The organism is Algoriphagus sp. A40, assembly GCF_002002735.1.
Taxonomy (GTDB): domain Bacteria; phylum Bacteroidota; class Bacteroidia; order Cytophagales; family Cyclobacteriaceae; genus Algoriphagus.
Genome location: NZ_MUNY01000046.1, coordinates 1 through 23,171 on the forward strand (window position 1 = coordinate 1; position 23,171 = coordinate 23,171).

Genomic DNA, 23,171 nt, shown 5'->3' on the forward strand with positions numbered 1-23,171 from the left:
AGTTCTCCTTATCATATTTATATTTTTGCTTCCTTAATTTTAGTATTTTAAGGATAATAGGTCCTAATTCCTTAGAATGACAATAATGAAAATTAGATAATATTTTCTCTAATTCAATTCTCTCATTATCAAAAGCATTAATCTCATTTTGAAGACTATGTATTTCAAGTTTCAGTTCTGCTATTTCAGGGTCAGTCCAAATGGTTGTTTGTTGACAATTTGAAATGAAATCCGTAATAGTCTTAATGGCGGTTTCTAAATCTTCTTTTTCAATTAAATTTAGAATTTGGACAATGTCTGTGTTAAAATTGTATATCTGGAGTTTTAAAGCGTACTTCTTAAGTTCTTCAATTTCTTCCAATAAAATATAGTTTTTTAGAATTTCAATTTGTTTAATGATTTTGTCTAAAGGAAAGTATTTTATTTCCTCTTCATCTTTTGGGTAAAATTTCTTCTTAATTTTATAGAATTCTGAAATGAATTGAACCGCTAGTGTAGTATCGTCTTTGGTTATGATTATGTTTTCAAAATTAGTTTCTGCTTTATAACTCCAGTTATATGATCCTGTAATAATTGTACAGTGATCTATCACGCAAAACTTATTATGCATTAATATTTTGTCGCCATCTCCTATTCTGAAAGCCTTCGATGCTCTTATATTGAGTGAATTAAAATCGATTTTCGAGTTATCATTTATTTGATCCGCGGAATAGATTAGGTTTATTTGACATCCATTTTCAGCTTTTTTAATCAAAATATTAAAAATTCTTTGGTTTGTAAACCAAGCTACAGCTATGTAAATGGATTTTTTTGCCAAACTAATTTCAGATATAATCCGATTGGCTATATTTTCAAAAACTGCTTCTGTTTGCATTCAGCTTTACCGTTTAGTTTTTCCAATAACAATTACCAAATACGTCTATATATCCAAAAAATAATTCAAATATATGATATCCAACTACTCCATCATATCCAGCCACTCCATCATATCCTTCTTCTTTAAGAAGCTCAAATTCAACTTTTACGTTTAGTTCTGCATAACCTGAAATGAATATGATTTTTTCACTTAGTGTTATTGTATGATTTAAATTTTTATAATTTTTGTAATAACTTTGATCCATCCATTTGTTGCAACTTTCTAAGATAGCAATTAGATCATTTTTTTCAAATGGGTAGTCTTTATACATTATCTCTTTGTAAAATTTAAAATCTAACTTTTTTACTTCTTTGTAGTATAGTCCATCTATTTTCATTGTCCAAAATGTGTCTTTTAATTCTAAAATATTTTTGGGCTGTTCAGTAGAGATTTCCTCATCGTATTCTGAGTATCTATCGAAATCAATGTAGCGATTACCTTCAAAATCGAATGTATGACATTTTCTTGTATTTCCATTGTTTATGTAATATGAATCCAAAAATAAGATACGAAATTCATCTTTTAAAATATTTTTAACTTCCCAATCTGGTATTGAATATTCTGGGTCACTTGGATTAGGATATATTGAATCACTGTAAATTGAAGCCGCAACGTAATCAATCGTATTTTTCTTTATTTTAAATACTAATTTTTCGTTTTGAAATAGAAAATAAGTTTGATCAACGCTTATTCCTAAAATAAACTCACCTTTTTTTTCCAAATCCATGAAGCACCCAAGATAATGTTCTTTTCCTTCCACGTTTATTATAAAATAATTGTTAGGTGCAGGAGAGTTCGGATTGTCGATGTATAGATAGCTATTGTTGCAAACCCAGGGATTCAAATTAAATATTTCATCAATATTGAATGTTTTGTTTAAAAAACTATTTGAATTTATATTATAGAAGTCCACCAACTTACCGATGCGATAGGGTACAACATTTGTATTTGATAAACCTTTTATATGAAAATTGCCTTGGCTAATTATCTTTTTTACTATATTTATAGACTTATCAACCTTTGTGAGATCGTTTTTTTGGCTAGGGATTAATTCGTTGTTAATTTTCATTGACTTAAATAGTTTTAATTAATTTAAATTTATTAATTAATTTCTAAGAGTACGTATCGCTATGAAGGTATCTCCCCGCTCGGCGTAGTCAAATCGTGGTTTGGACTGGGTGTAGTTTGTAACTACACCCTAATATTCTGCCAATTTGTAATTGGCTAACTCTCTTAAAACACCAAAAATCCATCCTCTCAATTCTCAGCTCTCTACTTCCTCAACCCCTCCAAATAACTCACCAAATCCACCAGTTCTTCCTCGGTCAAAGGGAACTTGGGCATTAGGGATTCGTCGAGTTGGGTGATGGATTCGATATCGGCTAGTTTGTAGATGGTTTGTTCGCTGCTGCCGACCAGCTTCACGATCAGGTCGATTTCGGTCTTGGAGTTGACGATGCAGCGGATTTCCTTGCCGTCTTTGAATTTGACGAGTTGGGTTTCATAGCCGAAGCCCATGCCTTCTGATGGGTTGATGATGGAGTTGATCAGGGCTTCCTTGCTGAGTTTGTCGCCGATCTCTGTCAGGCCCGGACCGAAGTCGATGCCTTCCGTTCCGATCTTATGGCAGGCCACACAGTAGGTGGCGGCGAGGGTCTTTCCTTTTTCGATAGTTCCGCTTGCGGCCAGCATTTTTGGAATGTCATAGTTTGTATCCAGGCTGCTGCCATACTTCTCGGTGGCGGCTTGCCGGATCGTAGAATTCCAGGTAGACATCAGGAGCTTTTGGGCGATAGGCAGTACTTCTGCCGGGATTTTGTCCGCTTGGGCAAACTCCCACAGGGCGGCCTCGGACTGGTAACCTTTCATCTCTTCCATGGCTGCTGTGCGGACTTCGGCTGGGGCATTCGGATTATTCCAGAACTTGCTCAGAAGCATGGCCATCTCTTTGTTGTCCACCACACCAAACTTGCGGATTGCGGCGATGGCTTTGGCCTGATCGGGATCTTTCATGGCCTTTTCCACTTCTCCCAAGCCATAGAGGCTGGTGAAGATGTTTGCTGCGGCGCTGGCTTGGCGTCCATCACTTTCCTGATAGACGATGCTTAGCAGTCGATCCTTTTGGTCTTTGAGCTGGTATTTACGCACGATATCCAAGAAGTCGCGGTCATCGGCGATCTCTCCTGCCTTGGCTTTGGCCAGATTCAAGAGTTGTGCATCGGGCTTTTCGGTATCGTAACTGGCTTGGCGAAGGATAATCACTTGGTCTTCATTTTGGCCTTTTGCCAGGAGATTTTTGAGCGTTTGGTTTTTCAAGTCCGCATTCTGGAAGTCCAGTGCCCGGTAGTAGCGGTGATCGGTTGGGCTGTTTTCTGCCAGGATCAGTTGCTCCAGCAGTTCGGGGGTGTTTGCGGCTCTGGATCTCCAGACGATGTCCTTAGTTTCGGCCGATGCGGTCCAGTTGGCCCCGGCTTTCTCCAGATAGACTGGCAGGTAGCTGTCCCATCGGTATGCCGCCGCGATGCCCAGAGCCTCCAAGTACCAGCGGTCGCCGGATTTGTAGGACTCGGCCAGCTTTTGCCAGACGGCAGGCTGATCCTGATAACGAATAGCGACAGCTACTTCCCGTCTCACCTGTGCAGACGCATCGCCCGCCATCGTCAAGAGGAAGTTGGCGTCGTTCATTCCGTTGATTCGGGAAGCACGGACAGCAGCCACACGGATGTTTTCATCTGAGTCAGTTGCCGCTTTTTGGATGTATTCGTTGCCATTTGGCAGCTTGCTCAGCAGCCAGAAGGCACGGGCTTTCATGCGGGAATCTTCAGATTCATAGAGTTTTTCAAGACCGTCTTTTGCCTCGGCACCTTTTTCCTTCAGTGCCATAAAAGCCTTGAAGTGAATGGCCCGGTTTGGATTCTGAACCAGCTCGATCAGGGATTCTACTGAAGAATAATCAGGTGCGGAAACCTTGTAATCTGAGTTTTTCGGAGCCAGTCGGTAGACGCGCCCTTTGTCCAGATCGCCGACCGCATGTCCGCCCACTCCCGGATCGTACCAGTCGGAGACGAAGATCGAACCGTCTGGAGCGACTGTCACATCGGAGGGACGGAACCAGTTGTCACGGGTATTGCCGTCGAGGATCGCTTTTGCCTCGCCGGTAAAGCCCGCACCGGAGGTTTCCACCGGATACATGCGGATCACATTGGGTCCGGCATCGGCGTGGATGACCTGATTTTGGTATTCGGCAGGGAGGAGTTTACCCTCATAGACGAGGATTCCCGTCGGCGAACCTGCATAAGTCTGGACCAGATTGGGCACCACGCCGGGATCATTGAGGTGCCAGTGTTGCTGCCAAACGGAGTCTTCCATATTGATGCGGCGGGTTCTCCAGTCGGTTTTAGTGATTTCATCCTTGAAGCCATAGTTGCCATAGTCCATCACAAAGTTGATCCGCGTGGAGCGGTTGCCGTCGTCGTCGTTGTCGCTTTGCCACATACGTCCGTAGCTGTCCACAGCCACTTCGTAGTTGTTTCGGAAGTTCCAGCCCAGGATCTCGACATTGCTGCCGTCCGGATCGCAGCGGAAGACCATGCCTTCCTGATAGGGTGCGGTTTGATCATTAATTGGTTGTCCCAATGGATCGAGGATCGGACTTCCGTCTGCCAGATGAAGTCCCTCGCCTGAATTGCCGTAATTGAAGTAAAGCTTTCCGTCAGCTCCAAAAGTAAAGGCGTGCATCCCATGGTCATGCTGCTCGCCACCGATTCCGGTGAAGAGAACTTCCTTGCTGTCCGGCACGTCGTCGCCGTTTTCGTCCGTGAAGACAAAGACATTCGGGCTGACAGAGACAAAGATTTTGTTGCCAAAGACGGCGATGCCCAATGCGGCGTTGATATCGGTTCCCTGATAGAAGACCGTGGATTTATCGGCTTTGCCGTCTCCATCCGTGTCTTCCAGGATCAGGATCCGGTCCCCTTCGGCTTTTGTCGGATTTTCGGGATTAAGCTGAGTGCGGTAGTTGTAAGCTTCGGTGATCCAAACCCGTCCTCGGTCGTCGATGTCCATATTGGTCGGGTTGGTCATCATGGGTTCGGAGGCGAAAAGCGTCAATTCAAGGCGCTCATCCGTCACTTCGATGCCATCGAGGGCAAATTCTACCGAGCGTTTTTGCTCGTCGGTGAGAGCGGCGTATTCTTCAGCAGTGAGCTGGGGTTTGGGTTTTTCGCAGGAAAAAGTAAGGGCTGAGGCAAAGAGCAGCGCAATTAGGGGCTTCTTCATAGGTTGAGGTTTTTTGGGTTGGCAGGCTAAAAATCCGACTGCTTAGCAAAATAGGTGATAAGGGGCTGTTTAACAAGAGCTGGGTGTCTTCTGGGGCTAAGAAAATAGCTGCCAAGGGGTTTAACCAGGAAGGATTTTTTTACCACAGAGAACTCAGAGAAAGAATATACTAGGAATTTGATCCTGTCCCGAACTTCAGTCCTCTTACTTTTCTTGAACTTTTTTCAAGGCCACGGAGAAAAAGCTGACGCTTTTTGGTGTTTCGGATCTGTGAAAACCTGCCTGCAGCAGGCAGGTTTGTGACTTTTTCTGCGAAAATCTGCGGGATAAAATTAACCACGAAGGACGCCAAGGAACACGAAGGGGGTTTAACCACAGAGAACTCAGAGAAAGAATATCCTAGGAATTTGATCCTGTCCCGAACTTCAGTCCTCTATCTTTTTTCGGACCTTTTCCGAGGCCACAGAGGAAAAGCTAAAGCTTTTTTGCTTTTCAGATTGTGTGAAGAATCTGTGAAAATCTGTGACTTTTTCTGCGAAAATCTGCGGGATAAAATTAACCACGAAGGACGCCAAGGAACACGAAGGGGGTTTAACCACAGAGAACTCAGAGAAAGAATATCCTAGGAATTTGATCCTGTCCCGAACTTCAGTCCTCTATCTTTTTTCGGACCTTTTCCGAGGCCACAGAGGAAAAGCTAAAGCTTTTTTGCTTTTCAGATTGTGTGAAGAATCTGTGAAAATCTGTGACTTTTTCTGCGAAAATCTGCGGGATAAAATTAACCACGAAGGACGCGAAGGAACGCAAAGGGGGTTTAACCACAGAGGGCTCAGAGAAAGAATATCCTAGGGATTTGACACTGTCCCGAACTTCAGTCCCTATCCATTTTCCAGACGTTTTTCAAGAGCATAGAGACAAAGGCTAAAGCTTTTGGGGGTACGATCAGGGAAAAATCTTAGTGCCCTCTAAGAAAATTTCTGTGAACTCAGTGGTAAAAAAAGATTAGCCCCGAAGTACGTGAAGCAACAAGAGGGATTGATTTTTAGAAGCTTAAGTTCAAATCTCAAAATAGTTTATCACTTCATTTACTTCGCCTGTCCGTTCTTTTTGGAAGTGTTTGAGATCAAAAGGATTGTGGGGTTCTTCGTCCCGGTGCTGGGCTTTCCGCCTTGGTTTTCGCTTTTTCCTGATAACTGTCTGTCCGATGAAGAGTAGTTTATGCGTAGAAGCTTTTGTTCAAAATCTGGCGGAAGCGATTTTTCGCCGGGGTAAAAGGACTGTTTCCAAGACGCCTGAAATCCTGATTTTGACATTTCTGTTGCTCTTGATGAGTCCTTTGGTTCAGGCCCAATCCCGAAAATACGTCTCCCAGTTTTCTCATTTTCAAAGCTACTTCAATCCGGGGCTTACCGGGTATGAAGGATCCACGGTCAGGGGTTTTGTGAGAAACCAATGGTCGGGATTTGAGGGGGCTCCCCAGACGTTCTTTTTCAGTACCGAGCTTGATTTTGGGGAATTGGCGGGAGAAATTGATCCGGCTTTGATGGGCAAAAATGCCCTTTCTCTCAATCTGCTTCATGATACCTATGGTGCTTTCCGTGAAAACGAACTGATGCTGAGTTATGCCTCCCGGGTCAGGCTCACCGAAAGCCACAACCTCAGACTGGGTGTCGGGATCAACTACCAGAGTATTCGGCTGGATGGAAACGCACTGACCACCGAGGAGCAAAACGATCCGACTTTGGGGCAGTATTACGGTACATTCTCAGATATGCAGTTGATCGATGCCAATGTCGGAATTGCCCTGACGCACCGGCAGTATTACCTTTCCTATGGTGTCCACCGGGTCAACGGGGGAAAAATCAGCAGCGGGGACAAGTTTATGGAAGGCTATCCGGCAGAGCAGTTTGTTCAGGCTGGTTTCCGTGAAACCATCACTCCGAATCTGGCCCTCATCACCAATGCCCTATTCAGAAGCCGAAAGGACCTGCCTAATGTGGTAGAGTTGAATATCAAAGCCCTGCTGATGGACAAAGTCTGGATAGGGGCAGGCCACAGGTTTGACTATGCCACTAATCTCCAGTTTGGGTTTTTGACCAAAAGGATGAAACTGGGCTATATCTATGAATTTCCGATGGGAAAAAGTTACCTGCTGCCGGGCAGCACCCATGAGTTTATGGTTGTTGTCAACCTGTTCAAGGACAACGAGAAAAACAAATTTGTGCCGGATGAGGTGTTGATTTGGTGAAAGGAAGGCGGATGATGGATGACCGATGTGGGTCGGATGTCCGGAGACGTCACTGCGAGCGGAGGCACGGAGCGAAGCAGTCTTATCCTTGAGTCCACAGTAAACAGTCCATGGTCCACTGCTGTGTAGTGGAAGTTGGAAGCTGGAAGACGGAGGACAGAAGTGGTAAGATTGAGGGAGAAAGGCAAATTCAGTAGTCTCAATCCAGACTTTCGAGGATGGTTTTCGCCTGGGTCTGATAGGGATTAGGTTTGGCTGCGGTGACTTGAAGGGCTTTTTTGCCTTTGTCAAGCATATTGAGCTTAAAGTATCCCAAGGCTTCAAACCAAGAGGCGACCTCCTTGGAGGCAGTAGGAGAATTGGTTGGGATAAGACTCAAAACCGGGATGGCTTTCTCAGGGCGGCCCAGTTCGAGCTGGCAGATTCCCAGGTAAAGCAAGGCGAAATCCGAATTGGGCTGGGTCTGGATCCGCTCAAAGAAGGCTGCGGCTTTTTGGTAATCTTTTGCTTCATAGGCTTGAAAGGCCTGTGAAGCGTCCCCGGAGGCATTTGTACCGGTGTCGGCTATGGGGTAGGTTTCGTAGTATTTGGCAAAGAGCTTTTGCCCCGGACTCATGCTGAGGGTACTGAATAAAAAGTACCCCACCAAAACGATCAAAAGGGCAATTGCAATTGGGATGAGCCAGTTTTTGAGGTTTTTTGATTTGGAAGGAAGATCTGAGGATTCAGTTTCTTTACCGGTTTGGATTTTAAGTTGTCGGTAGGTGTTTAGTTGGGATTGATATTCGGGATTCTCTTCCAATAATTTTTCAAATAGAATCCTGTCTGATTCGCTCATTTTTCCCCCTAGAAAGGAATCAAACAGTTCTTCAAGTTTCATCAGAATTAGGTTTTCTCTGTGTTTTTTATGGATTTGGATTTGAAAATAGTATTGAAAAGATAGTTTTTTTTGGGGTTTTTTGGAAAAAGTAGGATTTATGGAGATGTATTCTAAAGTCTCAAAAGGCATTTGTTTTTAATATTGAGATCAATATTTGTTGGAAATATCGCCATTGCCATTTCAAGTTTAGCTTTTCAAAAAATGAATCAAGTCTGATATTTTTGGAAATTCCCTGTTTTTGTGATGGATGGAAAAGGGTTCCTTTTTAACCAAAACCGAATCTGCAAATGAGTCTATTCCCGCCTTGTTTAGCGCTTTTTTTACCCAGAAAACCAGCTCTTGGGGACCTGAAATCTCAAATCCCAAATCCCGAATTTCAAATTCCATCTTACCTCTTTCAAGGCTGAACCGGTACTTTTCGCCCGGAAGCAACTGGTTAATTTCCCCGGAAATAATTAAGTCTTCGGGTTTGCCGGAAATCAGCGGAGTTCCGCAATTCATCAACCAAAAGCGATCTGCAGTTTCGATTGCAATGTCCAGATCATGAGTCACGACAAGTACTGCTTTTTCTTTTTGGGAAGCGATCTCCCGGAGCAGTTGCATAATTTCAAACCTGTTGACAAGATCGAGGTGGGCAGTGGGCTCATCCAGGATCATGAGCTGTCCATCCTGTGCCAAAGCCCTGGCTATCATGGCTTTTTGGCGTTGTCCATCGCTGATTTCGCTCAGGCGCTCGTCGCGGAGGTAGGTGATTTTTGTTTGGGACAGTGCTTTTTCGACAATTTCACGGTCTAGCTCATCGAGTTTCCCAGACCAACCTGTATGCGGAGTTCTGCCCAGAGCAACCAACTGTCCCACGGTCATATTTCCGGGAAATACCGGATCGGTGAGCACGACTGAGATCCTCTTGGCGAGGTCTTCGACACCATAGGTTTCGATGGCTTGGTGTTCAAGTAAAATCTCGCCCTTCCAAGGTTTGACCTGACCCAAGATGGCTTTGATCAGCGTGGATTTTCCGACACCGTTTGGACCGAGCAGGCAGGTGAGTTCGCCTTTGAAAAGGTTGAAATCCAGGTCTTCCAGAATTAGTTTCCGGGTTTTTTGGTGAAAATAGCCCAGTGTCAATCCCTTGCCTTCGAGTGCGATATGCGGCCGAAATTCAGTCATTTATTGATGATAAATTCTCGTATCTGTTTGAATCATACATATGATGCTGGATTTGACGAACTCCCCCTTTCCAAAAGGGGGTAAGGGGGATTTTTTATTCATTTTAGAAATCCCGGCTAAAGTTTCGTTTCAAGATCAGACCAATCACGATCGGAGCACCAACCAGTGAAGTGACCGCATTGATCGGCAAGGTGCTTGCCATTCCGGGAAGTTGGCCTGCTGCATCACAGAGTAGGAGCAAGATTGCTCCGATCAAGGCTGAGGCTGGGAATAAAATCCGATGATCTGAGCTTTTCCAAAGGATACGGGCAAGGTGTGGAACAGCAATCCCCACAAATGCAATCGGGCCGCAAAATGCGGTGATCCCTCCCGCCAAAATCCCCGTGCTTCCGATCATCAGCCAGCGCATGGTTTCGGTTCGGATTCCCATACTTTTCGCATAGGCTTCACCAAGCAAAAGTGCATTGTAGGATTTGATGGATCCAAAAACCGGAATGCAACCCAAGACAATCAGAATCCCCAATATCCCAACCTGAGACCAACCCAAGGCTCCCAAACTACCCATGGACCAAACCGTGAAAAGCTTCAAAGCCTCAGCTCCCGAGAAGTAGGAAAGCACAGAAATCACGGCCGAAACCGCCGATCCAAACATCAATCCCACGATCAAAAGCGTCATGTTGTCCTTGACTTTCCAGGCGACCAAACTGACCCCCGAAAGAACAATTCCTGCTCCCAAAACTCCTGCAAATGCAATGGCCCAGGAATTGACTCCGCTCAACGCAAAGCCAAAAGCAGAACCAGCCAACATCAAGATCGCCACACCCAGTCCAGCACCCGAACTGATCCCCAGGACAAAAGGTCCTGCCAAAGGATTTCGAAAGAAAGTCTGCATCTGAAGTCCACTTAAGCTCAGCCCGATCCCGGCAAAAATGGCCACCAAAGCCTTAGGAAGGCGATAGTTGATAATGATCTGCTCCCAGGAAGTCTTCGTCCATTCACCGGAAAAGATCCCCGACACAATTTCCCCAAACGGAATCATCACCGATCCCAGGCTCAGATTGAGCAAAAAGCTCAATCCAAGAATGACGATAGCGATGGGGAAAAGGTATCTTTTTGGATTCATCGATTTGATTTGTAAGTGGTTTGTGGGGACACAAACCACGGCGGAGCTAAGGGGAAAAGGTAGGTACGGTGGGGCATTTATTTAATTTAGATGAGGTTCGTGGAGACACGAACCTCGGCGATGTTTGTCGATTAATTTAACTTTTTATAAAAATACAACTCATACTCAGGCAGCAATTCCGGATGAAGGATTTTGATCAAATCCTTTAGAATCAAGTCGGGGCGGACGTAGCCCAGTTCGAAATATTCCAAGCCTCCTGTTGCTCCTTTTTTTGCAGTGTAAGTATAGACCTTTCCGTTTTTCCAAGGGGTAAAAGCCTGATATCGGGGTTCTGCATTTCCCATGGTTTGCAGGTCCGGAAAGTCCGCCGAGCCGATCCAAAAATCGGTTTCCAGCCCATTATCCAAAACAAATTCATAATTGAGTTGGAGACTTCCTTCTCCGCTTTGGTCCCCAAAAATGTAGCTTCCTCCTGCATTTTCGAGGATTCTGGCTCCCCAGCTATCCGCTCCCGGGGCATACCAAATATCCTGATACATGACTCCGCTCAGGACTTTGGGTTTTTCGGATTGTGCGAGAGTGGCAGTAAGTTTTTCAGCATCCTGATAGGCTTTTTCGATCTCTTCGAAGACTGCTACCGACTCCTGGTATTTCCCCAGCAAAATCCCGGTAAACTTGATCCATTCCGCTCTTCCAAGTGGATTTTGCTCCACATATTCCCCGTTGATCAGAGCAGGAATTCCAGCCTGGGCAAAGAGATCCAAATACCTCAGATCCTCGCCCAAAGTCGAGATCATGATCCAGTCCGGTTGCAGGTCTATGACCATTTCGGGATTTGCGGATGGTCCGTTTCCCAAATCGGTGACCTTTCCTGAGTCGATCAGAGATCTGGTTTTTTCGGATGAAATAAGATTTGTTTGAGGAAAACCGACCAGTTTTTCTGTCGATTCCAACAAATCCAAATGCGGAATATGCGTAGTGGAAGTCATCACCACTTTGGAAATAGGCAACTGAACAACTGCATCAAAACCCGTTTTTTCGGCCTCGGAATTTTCTTCCAAAACCAGATATCGAAAGGTTTTTTCAGCTCCGGTGTATCCCTGAGTCACGTGGATTTCCCAAAAATCTTTTCCCTGAAAAATCTCAAACCCTTTGGCATACCCCAGAGCAACCGGAGTTTTTTCAAGGGTTAATTCAGTTTTTTTTCCGCAGGAAATCAACAGTCCAAAACTCCAGAAGTAAAGGAGGTAAGTGATTGGAAACGAGTAAAAAGTGGTTTTTTTGAGCTTCACGGTTTTTTGAAATCCTGGACGAAATATTCTGCCAAGGTAAAAGAGATAATCCCTGCTTTCCAAAATTTGTTGGGCTTCGGTGTTTTTTTACCAACTCAAAATCGCCTTACTTTACACCCGATTTAGGTTCCTCATCCGCCCGTTCGGCTCTGGGGATTAAAAGGGAATCCGGTGTAAAACCGGAGCTGTCCCCGCAACTGTCAGTCTGTCCCGTCCCGATTTTTTCGGAAGGGAAAAGTTTTTGCACCACTATGCCATTGTCCCGATAGTCATCGGGATGAGAAGGCCGGCAAAAATTAGATGAGCCAGGAGACCTGCCTTGATCTGTTGATTCTGTGCTTTCGGAGGAAAAGCGAAGAAGACGTGTCGATTTCCCTTCCGATAGCAGGCAAGGACAGTTTTCATTTCTTCCCATTTCTCTTCAAGCCCGATCCCGATAGCTATCGGGAGAAATAGACTTAAACTATTCGATCAGGCATGATTTTGTTGTTGTTGGTTTTTTCTGTTTTGGGTTTTGAGCCGATGCAGGACACTGTTTCGCTGGAGCAGGTGGAGGTCTACGCACCTGCCTTGGACCGATTTGCTCATGGGCAAAAAGTTACGAACCTTGATTCCAAGGTTTTGGAGGCCTATTCTGCCCGATCTTTGGGGGATATGTTGCAGGAGAAAAGTCCTGTCTTTGTCCGACAATACGGGGCCGGAATGCTGGCTTCCCCTTCATTTCGCGGTACTTCAGCCGGTCATACCGCTATTTTTTGGAACGGCCTTCCGATCAACAGTCCTTCGCTCGGTCAAAGCGACCTTTCGATTTTGCCTGTGGAGGCCATAGATCGAGTTCAGTTGCAGTTTGGAAGTGCTGGGGCACTTTTTGGGAATGAAGCAATCGGAGGAAGCATTCATCTGGGCTCGAAAACCGACTTTGGAAAAGGATTTGAGGGGAAACTGAGCCAGACAATTGGGAGTTTTGGGCTGTTTAATACCTCAGTTTCAGGAGCTTTTTCTTCGAAAAAATTCAGCAGCAAAACCCGGTTATTCAGGCGGATTGCCGAAAATGATTTTGGCTATCAGGATCTTTCCCAGCCTGGCACGCCGGAAGTCCGGGAAGATCATGCAGAAGTGGAGCAAGTAGGCTTGGTGCAGGATTTGGCTTGGAATCTGAGTTCAAAAAGTCAGGTCAAAGCTGCTTTTTGGTGGAATAAAGCCGAACGTGAGATCCAGCCGGTGATGGGTTCAAATACCACTGACTTGCAGTCCGATGAAAGCATCCGGGCGGTGGTGGATTATTTCAGGTTTGGGAAAAAATCCGTCTGGAACCTCAAAACCGGTCTTGTCCGGGACAAGATGATTTTCAATGAAAGTCTAAACCAAACCAGGCAGTTTTTTCTGGCTTCGGATTGGGATTTTGAAGCCGGGGAAAACTGGAAGTTCAAGGCTGGAGCAAGAGCCACTTTTGTCAAGGGAGATTTAAGTACCTATTCGGAGACGGATCAGCGCTTCGAGTTTTATCAATCCGCTGCCTGGAAAACCTCTGAGGATCTTTCGTTTTCTTTCAATCTAAGGCAATTCGCTTATCCCGGTGATGTTGTTCCGTTCCTTCCCGGGATCGGTGCAGATTGGAGGTTTTTGAATAAAGAAAAGCAGGAACTTTTGCTGAAAGCTTCCCTTGGAAAAGGCTTCAAAGTACCAACACTCAATGACCGGTTTTGGAGTCCGGGCGGAAATCCCGACCTCTTGCCTGAAGAAAGCATCAACGGTGAAATAGGGCTTCATTGGCTCAAAAAAGGCAATTTCTCGTGGGAGCAAAGCCTCACCTATTATCGAATGGAAGTGGACAACTGGATCATCTGGCTGCCGCAGGGGTCGGTCTGGAGTCCGGAAAATATCCGGAAGGTGCAGAATCAGGGGCTTGAATTTCAGGGAAATGCAGGTTGGAAATTGGGCAGCTGGGATTGGGAACTTGGCCTGAGCTATACTTTTTCGGAGGCTTTGGACCTCACTACGGAGCCCTCCAATCCCCAGCAACTTCCATACACGCCGGAGCACCAAGCCAATGGAAACCTAAGCGCAGAATTCAAGGGTTTTGGGCTAAATCTCAGTTCCTTTTTCGTCGGTCCCAGAGCCATCGGCACCGGTAATGCCCGAGTCATGGATGCCTTCCAAATTTGGAACGCAGGCCTGACTTTTTCCAAACTCACTTGGGGCAAGGTTCAGTTTCCGCTGAGTTTTCAAGTACTAAACCTCTTGGACAAAGACTACCAAGTCCTCTACCTCCGGGCCATGCCCGGTCGATCGTATCAACTTAATTTAACTATACACTTATGAAAAATCTTTTCAAAAATCAACTTTGGGCTATTGTCCTGCTAGTTTTTGCTTTTTCCTGTAACGACAATGGGGGAGATGAGCCTCTTGGAAAATACGACTCCGGAGTGCTTATTATGAATGAGGGGAATTTTGGCACCAATGACGGGGAAGTTTATCACTATGATCCGGCTACGGGGACACTTACGCATGACATTTTCGAACTGGAAAACAGCAGACCTTTTGCTGGTTTATTGGAGGATATGGTACTCGAGCAGGATCGTCTTTACTTAGTCGCCAACACCGGAAAAGTAGAAATCGTCAATCCCGGGGACTTTAAGTCAATTGGCGCAGTGATCAACGACCTTGATCAGCCAAGATCTTTGGCTACCGCTAGTAGCAAGCTCTTTATTTCGGACTACGGTCCCTACAATGCCAGCTATGCCACACCGGATTCGTATATCGCTGTGGTTTCCGGTTTGGATGGAGGCACGGTGAAAAAGAAGATCGAGGTGTCCAATAAGCCCGAGGATCTTTTTGCAAACGGCAAGTTTGTCTGGGTGGCTGGATCGGAAGAAGGCAAGCTCGAAATCATCGATGCCGACACCGAAACGGTCACCAAGACGATTGATGTGGAAGGGAAACCTGTTCAGTTTTTTCAACTAGGCAGCGAGGTTTGGGTTTATTCCGTCGATCCCGACAAGGTCTCTTTCTTGTCTCTAAACCTTGCCAGCCAGTCAGTGAAAGAGATAAAGTCCTTTGATGTAGCCAATGCGACGGGTAGAATCGCTATCGGCGAGGATAACAAGCTATATCTGGTAACCAGCTCAGGCTGGCCAGATTACCAGGATGCGGTAGCTGTAGTGTCGATAGCGGACAATACTGTGGATACAGACTGGACAACTGGTTCGGGCTTTTATGGCATCGGCTATGATCAGACCAAACAAGAAATCTACCTGACCAACTCTGCAGGATTTCAGGGTAATGGATTAGTTACCGTTTTCAAAAAAGACGGAACTGAAGTGAAGGAGATGGAGGTGGGAAGGGGTCCTTCAGGATTTGTTTTTAGATGATTTTGGGATTTGAAAATTGAAAAATTTCAAGATTGAAAAATTAGTAAGCCCGGTCGATGGATCGGGCTTTTTTTGTGCTTACAGTTTGTCGCCTTTAATCAGGACGGAAGACCGGATAGATTGCTCTTTCAGATGCAGAAAACGCTTTCTTTCTTCGTCTTTCATGAAGTTTTCAAAGTCGCTCTCCGCATCGAACTCCACCAAATGAACTTCGAATGGCTTTTCAATGGAGGATTCAATAAATGAGTTTTCATGAGGCCTAAGTCTTAACAGAAGCCTGCCGTTGTATTTTGAAATCGTGGGAATGGCGATTTCCTCAAATTGGAAAAAGACCTCTTCTTGACCCTCTTTAATATAAATGAGTTGGGTTATAAAAATCATAGTCTCATCAGTCTTCCAATTTTTTGGTCATTGTCCTTTCAAATCTTTCGAGAAGGCGGATATATCGTTTGCGGATATTTTCCAAAAAAATCGCCTGAGAATCGATCGTGTAAACCGGATTGTATTGGATTCGGTCGATGATCATGTCCAGCCAGGATTTGCCATCGTCGATCAGCTCAGCGTGAAATGCCTCAACAGTAGCATCCCGAGACCCGGAAAAAGGGCCTTTTCCATGTTTTTCAAAGTATTTGGCGATGACTTTGAGGGCAAGCTCATGGGCGACTTCAAAGTTGATGATCAACTCCCTGGACTGGGATTCGCTGAATCCGATCCGTTCCCCCCGGCTGGCATATATTTTTAAATCTTCAAGAGCAGTGGAAAACTGTTCCAGGCATTGCTCACAGGATTGCGGTAAGGTTTTCATTTTGGGAAAATTCTTTAAAATCAAATTAGAAAAAAATGGCAGTTAATGCGAGAAACAGCTGTTGGATTTTCTGATTCCAACCGCTTTTATTTTTACCTCACATTAAAGCTTTGCATAAATGGTTGTCCGTTTGGAGCTACTCCCTGCAATAGCAGCCTTCCACTGTACTTCTCCAGGTATTTGCCGGCTTCTTCAGGATCTTTGGCCGGAACTTCATTGATATGGGTGATGACATACCCATCTCTGAATCCCAAATCCCGCAAATACCCTCGGGTCAAGGAGGTGATTTTTACACCATATTGAATTTTTAATCTGTCTTTTTCTATGGTATTGACCGCCTCGAGTCGAGCTCCAAGCAATCCTGAACCATAATATTCCCGCTTGATTTCCCCGGTTCCCCCTTCCAGATTCTGCAAGGTCAGCTCGGCTGTTTTCGCACTTCCGTTTCGGACATATTCCACTGAGATTTTGTCCCCGGGATAATAATAGGAGATAGCTTCCTCAAAGCTTCCTTTACCTGTGATTTTCCAGTCAGCGATTTTGGTAATGACATCATTTTTGGATAGTCCGGCATTTTCGGCAGGGCCATTTCCCACTACATGGGTTATGATTACTCCGTCCATATTTTTAAGGTCCATGGATTCGGCAAGCTCAGGCGTGACTTCCACCACATCCACACCTGGAATTGCTTTTTGTACCTCGCCAAATTTGATCAGGTCGTTGGCGACTTTCACTGCGATGTCTACAGGTACAGCAAACCCATATCCGGTATAAGACCCGGTTCGGGAAAGGATTGCGGTGTTGATGCCTACGAGTTCCCCGCTAATATTCACCAATGCTCCACCGGAATTACCGGGGTTGATCGGGGCATCAGTTTGGATGAAACTTTCCAGAGGAAAATCCCCGCCCAGAATATTGATCTGTCGTTCTTTGGCCGAAACAATCCCGGCCGTGACCGTGGAGGTAAGGTTGAAAGGATTCCCGACTGCGAGTACCCATTCTCCGATTTGAAGGTTTCGGCTGCTACCACGTTTGATTTCAGGCAAGTCGCTGGCTTCGATTTTGAGGACGGCAATGTCCGTGTTCTTGTCTGTTCCGACGAGTTTTGCAGGGTAGGTTCGCTTTTGGTGGACGACTTCAATGGTTTCTGCTTGATCGATTACGTGGTTGTTGGTGATGATATAACCGTCTTTGGAAAAGATCACGCCGGATCCGGTGCTCACCTGTTGGGCAGGTCCAGTTCCAAAAAAGTAGTCAAACATACTGTTCCTTCTGGGATCTGTGCCGCTGAAGTTTTTGATGAAAACGACCGATTCTGTACTGTTTTCAGAGGCTTCCACAAAGGAAATCGGTGGGTCTGTTCGTAGGCTTGATGGCAGGCTTCCCGAGGTAAATTGAGTTGGAATAGATGGTTGTGAGATTGGGGTATTGAAATCAGAAAGTGGATTTTCCGCATCAATAGTTGTCCAAAGTGCGGCTCCGGCGAGTCCGGCAAGGAATGGAATTCCGAATGATTTGACCAAAGTTTTCATAGGCATAAGTTACTCAATTAAGAAGATTCAGGTTGTTTGTCCTGATTTCATTCACAATTTTTAAGTATGAAATTTGCAACAGAAATGGCAATAATTATCCCAATTCCTAAAAACTGACGGATTGTACAAGGAAAAGTCTTTTCAATTGGTAATTTTGTCAGCTTGAATCGGAAACCTTCCCTTATCCGGAAGGTTTTTATTTGGAAACAATCCCTTTTACATGACAGAAACAAAGCGCGTAGCCATCCTCGGAAGTACCGGTAGCATCGGTACTCAGACCTTGGATGTAATCCGTCAGCACTCCGACAAGTTTACTGTTGAGGTGCTTACCGCGCAGAATAATTGTGATTTGTTGATCAGCCAGGCCTTGGAATTCAAGCCCAACGCTGTGGTGATCGGGAATGAGTCCTTTTATCAAAAAGTCAAGGAAGCCCTGATTCCTCACGATATCAAAGTTTTTGCCGGGCAAAAAGCGATAGCTCAAGTAGTGGAAATGGAGACAATCGATGTGGTTTTGACTGCATTGGTGGGTTACTCTGGAATGATCCCAACCGTCAATGCCATCAAAGCCGGGAAGCAAATTGCCCTGGCAAACAAAGAGACCCTGGTCGTGGCAGGTGAGCTGATCACAGCTTTGGCCAAAAAGCATGCAGTCAATATCTATCCGGTGGATTCAGAGCACTCGGCAATTTTTCAGTGCTTGGTAGGTGAGTTTCATAATCCGATTGAAAAAATCATCCTTACTGCCTCAGGAGGGCCCTTCCGAGGAAAAGACCGGACTTTTCTCGAAACAGTCACCCGAGAGCAGGCTTTGAAGCACCCCAACTGGGATATGGGTGCCAAGATTACCATCGATTCGGCTTCACTGATGAACAAAGGTCTCGAAGTAATCGAGGCAAAATGGCTTTTTGGGCTGAAAACAGAACAGATTGAAGTCATTGTGCATCCTCAGAGTATTGTCCATTCTTTGGTGCAGTTTGAGGACGGATCGATCAAAGCACAACTTGGACTTCCGGATATGCGTATTCCAATCCAGTTTGCCCTAAGTTATCCCCATCGGTTCAAGAGTGATTTTGAGCGGTTTGATTTTACCAAATATCCCCAATTGACCTTTGAGCAACCGGATCTGAAAACATTCCGGAACCTTCAACTTGCATTTGACGCTTTAGCTAAGGGAGGAAATGCGCCGTGTATTCTAAATGCTGCAAACGAAATTGCCGTGGCTGCATTTTTGAGCAAAGAAGTGGGATTCCTGGAAATGTCAGATTTGATCGAAACCACAATGGAAAAGGCAACTTTCATCGCCAAACCAAATTTGGAGGATTATGTGGAGACAGACAGGGAAGCAAGAATTATAACTGAATCATTAATTAAGTCAAAAGTATAATGGAAACATTGATTATGGTGGGCCAATTGCTCCTGGGATTGTCAATCCTGGTGGGGCTTCATGAGTTGGGTCACTTGCTTACCGCCAAGATGTTTGGCATGAGAGTGGAAAAATTCTCCATCGGATTTCCTCCGAAAATAGCCGGATTCCAGTGGGGAGAAACTGAATATTCGATCGGTGCGATTCCTTTGGGAGGTTTTGTAAAAATCTCCGGAATGGTGGACGAGTCCATGGATACTGCCCAGCTGGCAGCTGAACCTCAACCTTGGGAATTCCGGGCAAAACCGGCCTGGCAGCGATTGATCGTGATGCTGGGAGGTATTATCGTCAACGTAGTCACAGGGATTATCATTTTTGTGGTGTTGGTTTACAATAACGGGGAAACCTACTTTTCAAGAGATCAGATCATCGAAAATGGCATCGTGGCCTATGAATATGGTGAGGCGATTGGATTCAAGACCGGAGACAAAGTGCTCGATATCAATGGAGAAACCTATCAGGGTCTCAATGATCTGAGCAGCGGATCAGCCTTACTCAGCGAAAACGGCTATTACACAGTAGACCGAAATGGGGAGCAGCTCAAGATTGAAATCCCAAGGGGTTTTATCAATACGTTCAACAGTGAGGAATCCTTTGATAAGTTTATTGAAATCCGGTTTCCTTTTGAAGTCGGAGTGGTAGATAAGGGAAGCGCTGCGGAAGCCGCCGGTATTCAGACTGGAGATAAGATTGTTGCGGTCAACGGCACGCCAATCAACTATTTTGACGAAATGCAGTCTGTACTTCAGGGTGTGAAGAGTCAAACCGCCCAGATTGTCCGTCAAGCTGAAACCGGAACTGATACGCTTTCCATTCCGGTATCTGATGAGGCTCGGATTGGAATTGCGGTTAAACCCCTGATCGAGCCGACTCGAAGAGAATATGCCATAGGAGAGGCTTTAGCTAAGGGTACCAACCGGGCATTTACCGTAGTCATCGTCAACGCTAAGGCTATGGGTAAAATGTTTACCGGTGAGGTCTCCGCCAAGAATGTAAGTGGGCCGATCGGAATGGCGAAAATTTACGGTGCTTCCTGGGATTGGGTGAAATTCTGGAGTATTACCGGACTGATTTCAATGATATTGGCCTTTATGAATTTGCTGCCAATTCCTGCTTTGGACGGCGGGCATGTGATGTTCCTGCTTTATGAGATGGTATCCGGCCGTGCACCTTCGGATAAATTCCTCGAAAACGCCCAGAAAGTTGGTATGGTCATTCTGTTGGCTTTGATGGTTTTTGCCATCGGGAATGATATTTTGAAGCTTTTCAATTAAGCTTATTATCGTTTTGAAGTTATTGAGACCGGGCTTTTAGCTCGGTTTTTTTTTGATTAAAATCGAAAATAGGGGAATTTAGAAATAAATAGTCCTGGTAAGCAGGTGCTTAGTTTATTCTTCCTTTTCTTCGTTTGAGGTAATTGATTTTTGATTTTTATTTGGGGGAATATTTAGTTTCAAGCCCATTTCCATGCGTTTCCCAAAAATTATTCTTTCCCTGTTCTATGTATTGTTGGCCATTCAGCCGGTTTTCTCACAGCAAGTCATAAGTGGCTATTACATTGACACTTTAGGACAGCGAAAGGAATCCACTTTTAAGTTCAAGTTTGATCAGGAAGATTATGAGCAGTTTGTGGTGATCAGTGAAGGTCAGGAAAGGGAATTGACACCGAAATCTGTTCAAGAGGTTGGATTCGAAAATGGGAGACTTTTCCGATCCGAAATCCTTCCAGAAAGTTCAAATAAGGTTTTCGTCCTGTTATTGCGAGAAGGGGAAGTTGACTTGTTGAAGTGGCAAAAGAAATATTTTATCCGAAATGGGGAGCAAATCGTTGCCTTGAGAGAGTTGAACTCCAGCAAAGTGGTGAACGGTCAGGAAATAAATGTAACGACCAAACAATACCAAGGTATATTGATGTCGGTCTTGAAACCATCTCCTGACCAAGAAAATCTAAGCCGGCTGATTCGCAATTCAAGTCTTAATGATCGGGATCTGACCGATATAGTGGACCTTTTTCATGAGGTAAATGGACTTGCTATTGTTACCAAAACGATCACCAACCAGGCAACTGCCTTTGGTATAGGATGGAAAGTACAGGCTGGAGTCGGATTCCATGGGTTGATGGAAAATTTCGAAAACCAGGGTTTTTCCTACAGCTTTAAAAGTGGGATTTCTCCTTATTTTGAAGTTGGTGCCAGGTTTAGGGATTTCAAAAATGCGCCTAGACTGATGGTGGATTTGGGAGTGGGTTATTATGCAGAATCTGACGAAATTCTGGTTTCCGGTAGTCAAGTGTCTTTTGATCTGGAGGGAAAGCAGAGTTATACCAGTTCCTCTGTTGTTTTGCCTTTTCAGATTCATTACATTTTTTCAAGAGAGAATTCTTCCGAATGGTATGGTGGGGCTGGATTGACTTTCTGGATATCAAATTTTGAAAACAACTCTGCAGAAGTGATTTTGGACAATGGCGAACCTAACCTGATCACACATACCGATAATTTTGTAGAGCGAAAGCCAGGGTCTGTAAGTCCAAACCTGAAGATCGGTTGGAGCAAAGGTCTTTCGGAGAAAAGTGATTTTTTTATTGAAGCTAAAGGGGACTATTTGATTAAAAACTATGAAATGTTTCCCTTGACCTATTATTCGGTTTTTAATTTGGGTGTGCTTACACTCACTGCAGGAATTTCATTTTAACTCCATGCAAGTGAAGCATAGATCCTCACTTAATTTTCTTTTGCCAAAAGTCAAAAAATCCAACTCCGAAGAAAATTAATTTACTGGCAACCAATGAGCTAAAAACAGCACTTTTTTTTCGGTAGTTAAATAATGAATTCCTCCTTAACTAGGATTGCAATTCTAGTTTTATGATTAAAAGTATTTTCAGCCATGCATTTTTTGGATGGCTTTTCTTTGCCTCGCTTCAGGTATTTTCCCAAACTGACAGACTATCCGAGTTCAACTGGACTAACGTTGATCCTACTTCTGGCCAGAAATCTGATTTTGTGATTTTGAATTCGGGTGAAAAGGTTTTCGGGAAAATAATCCGAAACTACAATCAGGCCTACTATGATCAGATTGTACTTGAGACTGGTGGGTCAGTCAATACCTATTTGCCAAAAGATATAAAAGGCTTTGGTTTGGATAACGGTCAGCTTTTTCATGCGAGATACCTTCCCGAATCTTCAGACCTCCTTTTTGTCCAGATTTTGGTTTCGGGTCCAATAGAACTGAGCGGATACCGAGGAAGTTTTTTTCTGGAAAACGGAGAAACGTATCAAAAGCTGGAGGCTTATTACAAAAACACCGAGACCAATGGATATAAACGGAGTAAGTTTTACAAGCCTTTTATTGTCGCTCTCAAAACTGCCCTGACCGGAGATTGTGGAGTGAAACTCTACGCTAAAATCGAAAGACTTCCCTACAGTGAGCAAGCTTTGATCGGGCTTTTGGAATCATACTATACTTGTCAGGGAACTGCCTACCAAGTGCACGTTGAACATGCGCCCTTTTTGAAAATTTCTCCTACAGCCGGCTTGGGACTGTCTTATTTCTCCATCCAAGCCACCCAAAAGACCAAGGAAAGGAACGACCAACTGGAAAATAACCTGGGTTATCAGGGCTTTGCGGGAATCAGACTGCATGATTTCAGAAATCTCCCCAGAGTCAGTACAGACCTGAGAATCGGGTTTTCGATGTTTACTACTACGGTACTCTCCAGCTATGAGGGCTCACAGTTAAATTGGACCGGGTCCGAGGAAATTGAGGAATTCGCCGTTTACCTACCGGTGAGTTTTAATTACAGCCTTCTCAAAAACCAACAGATGGAAGTGTACTTGGGTCTTTCGGCGGGCCTCTGGCTCATGCAAACCACGCATTCCGGTGGAATAATCGACCAAAAGATTTTTAGCTCGGGAGAGATCCACCTTCAGGAAAGTGAAATTGTGGAAGTCATGGATTCCAATTTCATTCCAGGGATAAAAATGGGATATAACCTCGGCTTGAGTGGTAAAACACGCTTGATGTTGGAATTGGAAGCCAATACCCAAAAAGACTATTACCGGTTTAGCCTTCATCAGAATCAATCGGAATATTCCAGAGGCAGAGTTTCCTTTCAATTGGGTTTAGAATTTTAAGAA

At 44.7% G+C, this 23,171-nt stretch carries 18 protein-coding genes and 1 riboswitch; of the genes, 8 read left to right on the forward strand and 10 right to left on the reverse strand.

Annotated features, from left to right (window positions below; all coding sequences use genetic code 11):
* The 3 genes from B0E43_RS28635 to B0E43_RS28645 all read right to left on the reverse strand — a co-directional run.
* Positions 1 to 874: phospholipase D-like domain-containing protein (locus B0E43_RS28635; RefSeq protein ID WP_254423394.1), on the reverse strand; the 874-nt coding region annotated here is incomplete at its 3' end.
* A 13-nt stretch (positions 875 to 887) separates the two neighbouring features.
* Positions 888 to 1,985: a hypothetical protein gene (locus B0E43_RS28640; protein ID WP_077348689.1), complete on the reverse strand. Its 1,098-nt coding sequence runs from the start codon at positions 1,983 to 1,985 to the stop codon at positions 888 to 890.
* Between the two features lie 203 nt (positions 1,986 to 2,188).
* The gene (locus B0E43_RS28645; RefSeq protein WP_077348691.1) at positions 2,189 to 5,194 is read right to left on the reverse strand and encodes a PVC-type heme-binding CxxCH protein; all 3,006 of its coding nucleotides are present in this window, start codon (positions 5,192 to 5,194) and stop codon (positions 2,189 to 2,191) included.
* A 1,204-nt stretch (positions 5,195 to 6,398) separates the two neighbouring features.
* On the opposite strand from B0E43_RS28645, the gene B0E43_RS28650 reads away from it, so the two are divergent.
* Complete coding sequence (locus B0E43_RS28650; protein ID WP_077348697.1) at positions 6,399 to 7,442, forward strand: type IX secretion system membrane protein PorP/SprF; 1,044 nt, start codon at positions 6,399 to 6,401, stop codon at positions 7,440 to 7,442.
* 199 nt (positions 7,443 to 7,641) lie between these two features.
* On the opposite strand, the gene B0E43_RS28655 is transcribed toward B0E43_RS28650, so the two are convergent.
* The 4 genes from B0E43_RS28655 to B0E43_RS28670 all read right to left on the reverse strand — a co-directional run bounded on the left by B0E43_RS28655 (position 7,642) and on the right by B0E43_RS28670 (position 11,904).
* On the reverse strand, positions 7,642 to 8,322 hold the full coding sequence (locus B0E43_RS28655) for a tol-pal system YbgF family protein (RefSeq protein ID WP_168171924.1): 681 nt from the start codon (positions 8,320 to 8,322) through the stop codon (positions 7,642 to 7,644).
* 186 nt (positions 8,323 to 8,508) lie between these two features.
* Positions 8,509 to 9,489, reverse strand: a complete 981-nt coding sequence (locus B0E43_RS28660; RefSeq protein WP_077348700.1) for an ABC transporter ATP-binding protein — start codon at positions 9,487 to 9,489, stop codon at positions 8,509 to 8,511.
* Between the two features lie 103 nt (positions 9,490 to 9,592).
* Entirely contained in the window at positions 9,593 to 10,612 is a 1,020-nt protein-coding gene (locus B0E43_RS28665) for an iron ABC transporter permease (RefSeq protein WP_077348702.1), read from the reverse strand.
* Between the two features lie 131 nt (positions 10,613 to 10,743).
* On the reverse strand, positions 10,744 to 11,904 hold the full coding sequence (locus B0E43_RS28670) for an ABC transporter substrate-binding protein (RefSeq protein WP_254423395.1): 1,161 nt from the start codon (positions 11,902 to 11,904) through the stop codon (positions 10,744 to 10,746).
* Positions 11,905 to 12,011: 107 nt separating this feature from the next.
* Positions 12,012 to 12,241, forward strand: a riboswitch (cobalamin riboswitch).
* Between B0E43_RS28670 and B0E43_RS28675 the strand changes: the two genes are divergently transcribed.
* The 3 genes from B0E43_RS28675 to B0E43_RS28685 all read left to right on the forward strand — a co-directional run bounded on the left by B0E43_RS28675 (position 12,205) and on the right by B0E43_RS28685 (position 15,275).
* The gene (locus tag B0E43_RS28675; RefSeq protein ID WP_217349150.1) at positions 12,205 to 12,360 is read left to right on the forward strand and encodes a hypothetical protein; all 156 of its coding nucleotides are present in this window, start codon (positions 12,205 to 12,207) and stop codon (positions 12,358 to 12,360) included. It overlaps the preceding riboswitch by 37 nt.
* Before the next feature lie 21 nt (positions 12,361 to 12,381).
* Positions 12,382 to 14,226 carry a TonB-dependent siderophore receptor gene (locus B0E43_RS28680; RefSeq protein WP_077348705.1) on the forward strand — a complete coding sequence of 615 codons (1,845 nt, stop codon included), beginning with the start codon at positions 12,382 to 12,384 and terminating at the stop codon, positions 14,224 to 14,226.
* Positions 14,223 to 15,275 carry a YncE family protein gene (locus B0E43_RS28685; RefSeq protein WP_077348707.1) on the forward strand — a complete coding sequence of 351 codons (1,053 nt, stop codon included), beginning with the start codon at positions 14,223 to 14,225 and terminating at the stop codon, positions 15,273 to 15,275. Before B0E43_RS28680 ends, B0E43_RS28685 begins: the two co-directional genes overlap by 4 nt.
* 78 nt (positions 15,276 to 15,353) lie before the next feature.
* Here the strand turns inward: B0E43_RS28685 and B0E43_RS28690 are convergent, their stop codons facing one another.
* The 3 genes from B0E43_RS28690 to B0E43_RS28700 all read right to left on the reverse strand — a co-directional run bounded on the left by B0E43_RS28690 (position 15,354) and on the right by B0E43_RS28700 (position 17,612).
* Entirely contained in the window at positions 15,354 to 15,656 is a 303-nt protein-coding gene (locus B0E43_RS28690; RefSeq protein ID WP_077348710.1) for a DUF1330 domain-containing protein, read from the reverse strand.
* Positions 15,657 to 15,663: 7 nt separating this feature from the next.
* Complete coding sequence (locus tag B0E43_RS28695) at positions 15,664 to 16,080, reverse strand: nucleotidyltransferase substrate binding protein (protein ID WP_077348713.1); 417 nt, start codon at positions 16,078 to 16,080, stop codon at positions 15,664 to 15,666.
* Between the two features lie 92 nt (positions 16,081 to 16,172).
* Positions 16,173 to 17,612 carry a S1C family serine protease gene (locus B0E43_RS28700; RefSeq protein ID WP_077348715.1) on the reverse strand — a complete coding sequence of 480 codons (1,440 nt, stop codon included), beginning with the start codon at positions 17,610 to 17,612 and terminating at the stop codon, positions 16,173 to 16,175.
* Positions 17,613 to 17,832: 220 nt separating this feature from the next.
* On the opposite strand from B0E43_RS28700, the gene B0E43_RS28705 reads away from it, so the two are divergent.
* The 4 genes from B0E43_RS28705 to B0E43_RS28720 all read left to right on the forward strand — a co-directional run bounded on the left by B0E43_RS28705 (position 17,833) and on the right by B0E43_RS28720 (position 23,168).
* Positions 17,833 to 18,999 (forward strand): 1-deoxy-D-xylulose-5-phosphate reductoisomerase, encoded by a 1,167-nt coding sequence (locus tag B0E43_RS28705; protein ID WP_077348718.1) that lies wholly within the window; start codon positions 17,833 to 17,835, stop codon positions 18,997 to 18,999.
* Positions 18,999 to 20,312, forward strand: a complete 1,314-nt coding sequence (rseP, locus tag B0E43_RS28710) for an RIP metalloprotease RseP (protein WP_077348720.1) — start codon at positions 18,999 to 19,001, stop codon at positions 20,310 to 20,312. The genes B0E43_RS28705 and rseP overlap by 1 nt, the downstream gene beginning before the upstream one ends.
* 193 nt (positions 20,313 to 20,505) lie before the next feature.
* Entirely contained in the window at positions 20,506 to 21,729 is a 1,224-nt protein-coding gene (locus B0E43_RS28715; RefSeq protein WP_077348722.1) for a hypothetical protein, read from the forward strand.
* A 170-nt stretch (positions 21,730 to 21,899) separates the two neighbouring features.
* Entirely contained in the window at positions 21,900 to 23,168 is a 1,269-nt protein-coding gene (locus B0E43_RS28720) for a hypothetical protein (protein ID WP_077348724.1), read from the forward strand.
* Positions 23,169 to 23,171 lie beyond the last annotated feature (3 nt).

What these genes read in the sequence shown, in the direction of transcription:
- B0E43_RS28655 (WP_168171924.1), bottom strand. Translation starts at nt 8,322, where the DNA reads ATGAAACTTGAAGAACTGTTTGATTCCTTTCTAGGGGGAAAAATGAGC.
- B0E43_RS28660 (WP_077348700.1), bottom strand. Translation starts at nt 9,489, where the DNA reads ATGACTGAATTTCGGCCGCATATCGCACTCGAAGGCAAGGGATTGACA.
- B0E43_RS28650 (WP_077348697.1), top strand. Translation starts at nt 6,399, where the DNA reads ATGAAGAGTAGTTTATGCGTAGAAGCTTTTGTTCAAAATCTGGCGGAA.
- B0E43_RS28715 (WP_077348722.1), top strand. Translation starts at nt 20,506, where the DNA reads ATGCGTTTCCCAAAAATTATTCTTTCCCTGTTCTATGTATTGTTGGCC.
- B0E43_RS28720 (WP_077348724.1), top strand. Translation starts at nt 21,900, where the DNA reads ATGATTAAAAGTATTTTCAGCCATGCATTTTTTGGATGGCTTTTCTTT.
- B0E43_RS28700 (WP_077348715.1), bottom strand. Translation starts at nt 17,612, where the DNA reads ATGAAAACTTTGGTCAAATCATTCGGAATTCCATTCCTTGCCGGACTC.
- B0E43_RS28665 (WP_077348702.1), bottom strand. Translation starts at nt 10,612, where the DNA reads ATGAATCCAAAAAGATACCTTTTCCCCATCGCTATCGTCATTCTTGGA.
- B0E43_RS28695 (WP_077348713.1), bottom strand. Translation starts at nt 16,080, where the DNA reads ATGAAAACCTTACCGCAATCCTGTGAGCAATGCCTGGAACAGTTTTCC.
- B0E43_RS28705 (WP_077348718.1), top strand. Translation starts at nt 17,833, where the DNA reads ATGACAGAAACAAAGCGCGTAGCCATCCTCGGAAGTACCGGTAGCATC.
- B0E43_RS28685 (WP_077348707.1), top strand. Translation starts at nt 14,223, where the DNA reads ATGAAAAATCTTTTCAAAAATCAACTTTGGGCTATTGTCCTGCTAGTT.
- B0E43_RS28680 (WP_077348705.1), top strand. Translation starts at nt 12,382, where the DNA reads ATGATTTTGTTGTTGTTGGTTTTTTCTGTTTTGGGTTTTGAGCCGATG.
- rseP (WP_077348720.1), top strand. Translation starts at nt 18,999, where the DNA reads ATGGAAACATTGATTATGGTGGGCCAATTGCTCCTGGGATTGTCAATC.
- B0E43_RS28645 (WP_077348691.1), bottom strand. Translation starts at nt 5,194, where the DNA reads ATGAAGAAGCCCCTAATTGCGCTGCTCTTTGCCTCAGCCCTTACTTTT.
- B0E43_RS28675 (WP_217349150.1), top strand. Translation starts at nt 12,205, where the DNA reads ATGAGCCAGGAGACCTGCCTTGATCTGTTGATTCTGTGCTTTCGGAGG.
- B0E43_RS28690 (WP_077348710.1), bottom strand. Translation starts at nt 15,656, where the DNA reads ATGATTTTTATAACCCAACTCATTTATATTAAAGAGGGTCAAGAAGAG.
- B0E43_RS28640 (WP_077348689.1), bottom strand. Translation starts at nt 1,985, where the DNA reads ATGAAAATTAACAACGAATTAATCCCTAGCCAAAAAAACGATCTCACA.